The 382-nt window shown below is 71.7% G+C and carries 1 protein-coding gene; it reads right to left on the bottom strand.

Annotated elements, in window-relative coordinates; genetic code table 11:
- Positions 1-81: 81 nt before the first annotated feature.
- Entirely contained in the window at positions 82-246 is a 165-nt protein-coding gene (locus JHD73_RS28375) for a hypothetical protein (protein WP_199033413.1), read from the bottom strand.
- Between the last annotated feature and the right edge of the window lie 136 nt (positions 247-382).

The raw sequence follows: 382 nt of genomic DNA, 5'->3' as shown, positions 1-382 counted from the left end.
CCCCCCCCCCCCCCCCCCCCCCCCCCCCCCCCCCCCCCCCCCCCCCCCCCCCACCCCTCTTTTCAAGCCGAAGACGTCATACTATATCAGGCGCCATGTCTCGTGGGCTCGGAGATGTGTATAAGAGACAGGCGTCTTGCTGATCGGCCGTCGCGAAGCCGCCGCCAGGGCCTGGACGCTGCTGGGCGACGAGTCCGCCATGTCTTCCGACATGGACCAGCCGCTGCACAGGATCAGGCTCGACATGCACCCTGTCTCTTATACACATCTGACGCTGCCGACGAAGGCCGTGGAGTGTAGTTGTCGGTGGTGGGGGGGGCGTTGAAGGGGGGGGGGGGGGGGGGGGGGGGGGGGGGGGGGGGGGGGGGGGGGGGGGGGGGGG

The organism is Ralstonia sp. ASV6, from assembly GCF_016429285.1.
In the GTDB taxonomy this organism is placed as follows: domain Bacteria; phylum Pseudomonadota; class Gammaproteobacteria; order Burkholderiales; family Burkholderiaceae; genus Ralstonia; species Ralstonia flaminis.
This window is presented reverse-complemented; position numbering and strand designations above follow the sequence as displayed.